6 protein-coding genes are annotated in these 7,611 nt (G+C 49.5%); 4 read left to right on the top strand and 2 right to left on the bottom strand.

The genetic code is table 11. The features are described from left to right. Positions 1 to 4 precede the first annotated feature (4 nt). From JX312_RS06240 to gyrB, 3 genes are all read left to right on the top strand, one after another. Entirely contained in the window at positions 5 to 211 is a 207-nt protein-coding gene (locus tag JX312_RS06240) for an acyl carrier protein (protein WP_239653827.1), read from the top strand. Between the two features lie 9 nt (positions 212 to 220). Next, on the top strand, positions 221 to 1,486 hold the full coding sequence (gene fabF / locus JX312_RS06245; RefSeq protein ID WP_123403064.1) for a beta-ketoacyl-ACP synthase II: 1,266 nt from the start codon (positions 221 to 223) through the stop codon (positions 1,484 to 1,486). 195 nt (positions 1,487 to 1,681) lie between these two features. Beyond that, positions 1,682 to 3,640, top strand: coding sequence for a DNA topoisomerase (ATP-hydrolyzing) subunit B (gene gyrB / locus JX312_RS06250; RefSeq protein WP_123403408.1), 1,959 nt, complete (start codon positions 1,682 to 1,684; stop codon positions 3,638 to 3,640). 16 nt (positions 3,641 to 3,656) lie between these two features. Here gyrB and JX312_RS06255 read toward each other — a convergent pair whose 3' ends face one another. Both JX312_RS06255 and JX312_RS06260 read right to left on the bottom strand, forming a co-directional pair. After that, positions 3,657 to 4,922: a glycosyltransferase gene (locus JX312_RS06255; protein WP_123403062.1), complete on the bottom strand. Its 1,266-nt coding sequence runs from the start codon at positions 4,920 to 4,922 to the stop codon at positions 3,657 to 3,659. Continuing rightward, complete coding sequence (locus JX312_RS06260) at positions 4,919 to 5,512, bottom strand: dihydrofolate reductase (protein ID WP_204457416.1); 594 nt, start codon at positions 5,510 to 5,512, stop codon at positions 4,919 to 4,921. The genes JX312_RS06255 and JX312_RS06260 overlap by 4 nt, the downstream gene beginning before the upstream one ends. A 199-nt stretch (positions 5,513 to 5,711) precedes the next feature. Here JX312_RS06260 and JX312_RS06265 point away from each other — a divergent pair, with 199 nt between their 5' ends. Then, a complete protein-coding gene (locus tag JX312_RS06265; RefSeq protein ID WP_204457417.1) occupies positions 5,712 to 7,499 on the top strand; it encodes a Na/Pi cotransporter family protein in 1,788 nt (595 codons plus the stop codon). The last annotated feature ends 112 nt before the right edge of the window (positions 7,500 to 7,611 follow it).

Genomic DNA, 7,611 nt, shown 5'->3' on the forward strand with positions numbered 1-7,611 from the left:
AGAGATCATTGTAGACAAACTCACAGTAGATGATAACGAAGTAACTCCTACCGCTGAATTCAGCAAAGATCTCGGCGCAGACTCACTCGACACCGTAGAGCTCATCATGGAGTTCGAGAAAGAATTTGACATTACTATTCCCGACGCAGAGGCAGAGAAGATCTCGACTGTTGGCGACGCCATCAGCTATATCGAGGAACACAGCAAATAATCAAGTTTCATGGAATTAAAGAGAGTTGTAATAACGGGACTCGGGGCTTTGACTCCGATCGGCAACGATGTGGCGACGACCTGGGAGAATGCCAAGGCCGGCAAGAGCGGTGCCTCCCCGATTACACACTTCGACGCAGCCAAATTCAAGACACAGTTCGCATGCGAGGTCAAGGATTTTGATCCTTCCGCGCATTTCGACCGCAAGAAAGCCCGTCAGCTTGACCTTTACGCCATGTATGCGCTTAAGGCTGCCGACGAGGCAATAGAAGATGCAGGTCTTGAAGGCGAAGGAGTCGACAAGAATCGTGTCGGCGTTATTTTCGCGGCAGGTATCGGCGGACTTCACACATTCGAGGAGGAAGCCGGATATTTCGCACTTCATGGCTCGGAGCAGGGACCCAAATACAATCCCTTCTTCATCCCCAAGATGATTGCCGACATCGCAGCCGGCCACATCTCTATCGAGCATGAGTTCAGAGGTCCGAATTTCGCGACAGTATCGGCTTGCGCTTCTTCCAACCATGCCCTTATCGACGCATACAACTATATCCGTCTAGGCATGGCGGACGCTATTGTGGCAGGCGGCGCCGAAGCAGCGGTTTTCCCCGCAGGAGTAGGTGGCTTCAATTCCATGAAGGCACTCTCTACCCGTAATGAAGAATGTGAAAAGGCATCCCGTCCGTTCAGCGGTTCCCGCGACGGTTTTGTAATTGGCGAAGGTGCTGCCGCTCTTGTTCTTGAAGAGCTTGAGCACGCCAAAGCACGCGGCGCGCATATTTACGCGGAGGTTGCCGGAGGAGGTATGAGTGCCGACGCATATCATATCACCGCCACTCATCCCGATGGACTCGGTGCCGTAATCGGCATGGAGAACGCACTTAAGGATGCCGGCATGAAGCCGGAGGATATCGATTACATCAACATGCACGGCACATCGACTCCCGTCGGAGACATCGGTGAGGTCAAGGCTATCCAGAAAGTTTTCGGAGAGCATGCATACAAGATGAATCTCAGCTCCACCAAGTCGATGACCGGTCACCTTCTCGGTGCAGCCGGCGCGCTTGAGGCTGTTCTCAGTGTCAAGTCTCTCAACGACAATATTGTTCCTCCCACGATCAATCATGAGGAGGGTGATAATGACCCTGAAATCGATTATAACCTCAACTTCACATTCAACGAGGCTCAGCCCCGTGAAATCAACGCCGTTCTCTCGAACACGTTCGGTTTCGGAGGTCATAACGCTTCAGTGATCCTCAAGAAATATAAAGGCTAAGAGTCTTTATCATATCAACAGAAGGGAGATTCCACATTTGCGGAATCTCCCTTTTTTTTGATGTAGCCGTGTAAGTCCGGTTTCGTGATTTTATTGCGTGAATAGGGATATATTTGGAAGCCGGGAAGTGTGAATGTCAGTTTTTTTTATTAAATTTGTATGTTAAAACCAAGACTGACAAAGATACTGCACAATATGGCAACAGAAGAAGAAGAGAAAAGATATCAAGCGGATAATATCCAGGTGCTTGAGGGACTTGAGGCGGTGCGCAAACGTCCGTCGATGTATATCGGCGACACAGGCGTGCGCGGCTTGCATCATCTGGTTTACGAGGTGGTCGACAACTCTATCGACGAGGCTCTCGCCGGTTTTGCCAGCCATATAGAAGTGAGCATTCTTGAGGACAATTCCATCAAGGTCGTTGACAATGGCCGAGGCATACCGGTAGACATGCATGAAAAGATGCACAAGCCTGCTCTTGAGGTCGTTCTGACAGTGCTTCACGCCGGTGGTAAGTTCGACAAGGGTTCGTATAAGGTGTCCGGCGGTCTGCACGGTGTCGGCGTAAGCTGCGTGAACGCGTTGTCCGACTATCTGCGAGCCGAGATTCACCGCGACGGCAAGGTGCATATGCAGGAATATGCTTATGGAAAGCCCACGTGCGACCTCACAGTCGTTTCCGAGACGGACCATACGGGAACCACAATCCTTTTCCATCCTGACGCCACAATCTTCAGCGAGACGGTATATGACTACGAGACACTCGCCAACCGTCTGCGCGACCTCGCATTTCTTAACGCGGGAATAACACTGACACTCACCGACGAGCGCGTACGTGACGAAGAAGGAAACCCGCGACGTGATGTTTTCCACAGTGCCGAAGGTCTCAAAGAATTCGTGAAATATATCGATGAGGGGAAAGAACCTCTGATTGAAGACATCATACACCTCAACACGGAGCGTGGCGGTGTCCCGATCGAGGTGGCAATGACCTATAACACCGACTTCAACGAGAATATTTATTCTTACGTCAACAATATCAATACCATAGAGGGCGGTACGCATCTTACCGGTTTCCGCCGCGGTCTCACGTCCACACTCAAGAAATATGCAGATGACAACCATCTTCTGGAAAAGCTGAAGATAGAGCTTTCAAAAGAAGACTTCCGTGACGGACTGACAGCTGTGATTTCCGTAAAGGTCGCTGAACCGCAGTTCGAAGGTCAGACAAAGACCAAGCTTGGCAACAATGAGGTCGGAGGAGTCGTTCAGAGTGCGGTGAGCGAGGCTTTGCGTTATTATCTTGAGGAGCACCCTGCGCAGGCAAAGGCGATAGTCAACAAGGTTGTGCTTGCGGCGCAGGCACGTCATGCCGCCTACAGTGCCAGAATGCGCGTGCAGAGCAAGAGCCCGTTGTCGGGCGCGGGTCTTCCCGGCAAGCTTGCTCCCTGCAAGAGCCGTGATGCCGTGGAATGCGAGCTTTTCCTTGTCGAGGGAGATTCGGCGGGAGGTTCCGCAAAGCAGGGCCGTAACCCGAGATATCAGGCAATTCTTCCTCTTCGCGGAAAGATTCTGAATGTTGAGAAAGCGATGGAGCATAAAGTGCTCAATTCCGATGAAATCGTCAATATATACAAGGCACTCGGCGTGACCATCGGCACGGAAGAGGATTCAAAAGCCCCCAACATGTCGAAACTCCGCTATCACAAGATTGTGATCATGACCGATGCCGATGTCGACGGTGCCCACATCGCAACACTGCTCATGACATTCTTCTACCGCCGTATGCGTCCGATCATCGACAACGGCTATCTTTATATCGCGACTCCGCCGCTTTACAAATGCTCCCTCAAAGGGAAGAAGAATGTAGAGGAATATTGCTGGACAGACCAGCAGGTACAACGCTTTGTCGATGACAAATGCAACGGAGAGCGCAACAGGCTTGTTCTGCAGCGATACAAAGGTCTTGGTGAGATGAATCCCGAGCAGCTTTGGGAAACCACCATGGATCCGGAAAACCGTATGCTCAAGCAGGTGACGCTGACTAACGCCGCCGAAGCCGACCGCACATTCTCCGTGCTGATGGGCGAGGAGGTTGCGCCGCGCCGCGATTTCATAGAGGCTCACGCTTCTTATGCGAATATAGACGCTTAACAACCGCTACGGCTGATTACTGATTCAGGAGCTTCCTGAAGAGCCGGATATATTTTTCAGCCACAGTATTTTCGGCGAATTTCTCGATAACGGACTGCTGCATAATCTGTATGACGCTGTTACGATTGTTAATTCCCCATAGAATGCCTTCCGCGATGCGGAGGGCATTCTCTTTTCTGTTGTCGCTCCAGGGTGCGAGATAACCGGTAGACAGATGGTCGATTATATCCGGTTGTCCTCCATGGTCGAGAGCTACCGGCACGCATCCCCATGCCTGCCCCTCGATGAGGGTTCCCGGCAGTGTCTCCCATTCGGAAGTAGAGACAACTACGCTTCCCGATTCATATATATCGCGGATTTCTTCAGGAGAGATTCTGCCCAGATGTGTGTGGCGTATTGCCACCCCCTTCAGCGCATCCGGATCCTTAAGTGAGCCGAAAGTCACAAGTTCCAGCCTTTTTGCCTCTTGCGGATATTTATCCGCAAGAATCTTCGTTGCCTCGACAAGAGTGTGATGATCCTTGACCGGGTCGTCAATGCGGGCTGCACCGAATATGATTCTTGCCGAATCCCGGTTGCCTGAAACGGCAGTCTTGGTTGGCAAAGAAATTGTTGTAGTGTCGAATGCGTTGGGAATCACGGATATGTCGGAGTCATGCATCAGCGATGATTTCCGTGCCGTATCGGCAAGCCATGTGCTTACGGCAACAAAATTGATATTAACGCTATCGTAGAGATTCCTTTTGTGTTGCCACACCTTGTGTGAGAGATCGTTTTTCGAGGCTTTATACTCCAGTAAAGGGCAGTCACCGCATTCCCCGCGGGGCCCCAGGAATTTTTGGCAATATCCGGCATGATGACAGATGCCGGTCATGTTCCACATGTCGTGCATTGTCCACACAAGCGGTTTCCCGAGAGCAGCGAGTTTTCTGATGCCCTTTAATGAAACGACTCCCTGATTCACCCAGTTAAGGCATATCACATCCGCTTCCCTGACAAAGGGTATCCTGTGAAGCGGCAGTCCGTCGGATGCCGTGTCAATACGGAAAAGAGTCTTGCGGTTGAACCCATTGCCCGCAAATATTCTTAGTCGTTCGGCAAGAAACGGAACAAGTGATTTATTCTGAGAGGCAGCTTCTATGACATGCGGAGAGCCGCTCTTCTTTTCAGTCACAATCATGCGCGCATCCATGCCGTTGGCACGCAATGCGTTCATCAGCCGGAAAGTCACTACCGCCGCTCCTCCGGTAGAGTCGGATTTGCATATGAGGGCTATCTTCATTTTCTGGAGAATGATACGAATCTATATTTAAGTCCCTTGACAGAAGTCATCCATTCGGAACATTCCGATATCTTCCATTCTTCCTGCGACAATTCGGGGAAGAACGTGTCTGCATCCGGAACAGTTGTGTCAACCTGAGTGACGATGATATCCGTGCAATAGGGGAGAGCCGTTTTGTATATGCTCGCGCCGCCAATGATTACCGGAGTCTCGGATGCCGGACATGCGGCTATCGCCATCTCCACGGAGCCGAACACCTCGGCACCCTCAGCCACATACCCGCTGTTTGCTGAAACGACCATATTTCTTCTTCCCGGCAATGGACGCCTCGGAAGGGACTCCCACGTTTTGCGACCCATTACAATCGGATTGCCAAGAGTCGTTGCCTTGAAATGGGCGAGGTCTTCGGGAAGATGCCAGGGGAGGGTTCCCTTGCGCCCTATCGCACGGTCATTTGCCATCGCCACTATGGCTTTCAATCTGCGGAGACGTCTGCTTTCCGAATTGAAAGTTGAAAAAGGTATCGCCCCCTCTATATTCTTTTCCGAAATCATGTCGGGATCGGAAGGGTAAAGGCTGATTATTTCCATAACAGTCAAAAAAACGATTAATTCGATAGTAAAATTAATAAAATTATCGAAATATTTCCTTAATTTTGCAAAAATCCAAGTCGAGGATTCATATAAACATACACATGTCTCTGAATGTTAATAGTAATGGGTATGGGATGGCCTGATTTGAGATTATGTAAATGTATAAACAAGAACAATTCACAACCGCAAAATTTAGATGAGTTATANAGTTGTTGATTTTATCAGCCTTCTCGGATCGGTCTGTCTCTTCCTGTATGGAATGAAGGTGATGAGCGAAGGGCTTCAGAAAGTTGCCGGCGACAGGCTTCGCAACATTCTCGGCGCGATGACGCGCAACCGCATCACCGGAGTGTTGACGGGTATCACCATTACTGCACTTATTCAGAGTTCAAGCGCATCCACGGTGATGGTTGTGAGCTTTGTGAATGCCGGTCTGATGAGCCTTGAGCAATCAATGGCGGTGATTTTCGGTGCCAATGTCGGCACCACGGCAACAACCTGGATTATTTCCGCATTCTCTTTCGAAGTCAGTATCTCGGACTACAGCATCCTGCTTCTTGCCATAGGCGTTCCCATGCTCTTCATGAAGAAGAGCGGCTACAAGAGCTTCGGCGAGTTTCTGATAGGGTTCTGTTTCCTTTTCATGGGTCTTGACCTGATAAGCAAATATGTTCCGAATCTTCAGGAGAATCCGGAGATGCTTGCGTTTCTCGCCAACTATACCAACCTCGGAGTCGGCTCGGTGCTTATATTTTTCGCGATAGGCATTATCGTGACCATGGTAGCGCAGAGTTCCGCAGCCACATTCGCCATAACGCTTATCATGTGTTCGCAGGGATGGATTTCTTTCGCTCTCGGATGCGCGATAATTCTCGGAGGCAACATCGGAACCACCATCACACCTGTGCTTGCGTCGCTTAGCGGTAATCTTGCAGCCAAAAGAACTGCGATGGGGCATGTGCTTTTCAATGTGCTCGGCTCTCTGATAGTGTTGTGCCTTTTCCATCCTTTCTGCGAGCTTGTAGCCGATATAACGCAGGCATGCGACGGTATCAATCCTCTTCATATCAGTCAGGCTCAGGAAGCAGGGATGCGCGATACCACCCTGTTTACAGAGAAAGGGGGCATGACGGCGCGCGCCCAGAGTTGCATCGCGTTCGGTCTTGCGATGTTCCCGACGGTGTTCAATGCCTGCAACCTGCTTGTGATGATCTGGTTCACTAAGTTATATGTCAAGATTGTATGCTGGATCATGCCTACCCGTCATAAAGACGAGGAGGAGGAATTTACCCTCAAATATATCGGCCGTGGTATTCTTTCGGCTTCCGAGCTTAACATAACACAGGCTCAGAAAGAAATTGTGCTTTACGGGAAAAGAGTTGACAGAATGCTTGGAATGGCGCGTCAGCTTATACATACCGATCCCAAGGATGACAAATATACGGAAATCTACAGTCGTCTTGAGAAATATGAAGAGATTTCAGACCGTATGGAGATAGAGATCGGAAGCTATCTGAATAAAGTAGCCGAGGGGCGCCTTAGTCCCGAGGGTAAGATGAGAGTGGCAGGAATGCTTCGTGTCATAAGTGAGATAGAATCAATAGCAGACGGATGTTTCAATGTAGCCAAGACCCTGCAGCGTAAAGTGCAGAATCATGTTGAGTTCGCCCAGCCTGTGATGCATGAGATAGACCAGATGTATGACATGGTTACCGATGCTATGAAAAATATGCTCGGACTGCTTGAGGATATGGAGACACCGGAAAGCTCCAAGGTTGTGGCAGCTTATAACAAAGAGCGTGAAATCAACAATCTCAGGAATAAACTCCGCGATGGCAATATCTTCAATATCAATAATAAAGAATATGGCTATCAGGAGGGTATATTCTTTATGGATCTCATTGGCGAGGCTGAGAAACTCGGAGACTACATGCTTAATGTGGTGGAAGGTGTGAAACATCAGTTCAAACCGGTGCTGAACTGACATGTTGATAATTCAATAGGCAAGAATCAATTACTTAAGTAAGTGTTGGAAATTAGCTTATATTAAATTTTAGGAGATTTTGAGATGATTTCATGATTCCGAAGAAGGAGCA

It is taken from the genome of Barnesiella sp. CU968, assembly GCF_905219685.1.
Classification (GTDB): Bacteria; Bacteroidota; Bacteroidia; order Bacteroidales; family Muribaculaceae; genus Lepagella; species Lepagella muris_A.

Excerpts from the sequence above, each read along its gene's own strand:
- fabF (WP_123403064.1), top strand. The coding sequence starts at position 221 with ATGGAATTAAAGAGAGTTGTAATAACGGGACTCGGGGCTTTGACTCCG.
- gyrB (WP_123403408.1), top strand. The coding sequence starts at position 1,682 with ATGGCAACAGAAGAAGAAGAGAAAAGATATCAAGCGGATAATATCCAG.
- JX312_RS06255 (WP_123403062.1), bottom strand. The coding sequence starts at position 4,922 with ATGAAGATAGCCCTCATATGCAAATCCGACTCTACCGGAGGAGCGGCG.
- JX312_RS06260 (WP_204457416.1), bottom strand. The coding sequence starts at position 5,512 with ATGGAAATAATCAGCCTTTACCCTTCCGATCCCGACATGATTTCGGAA.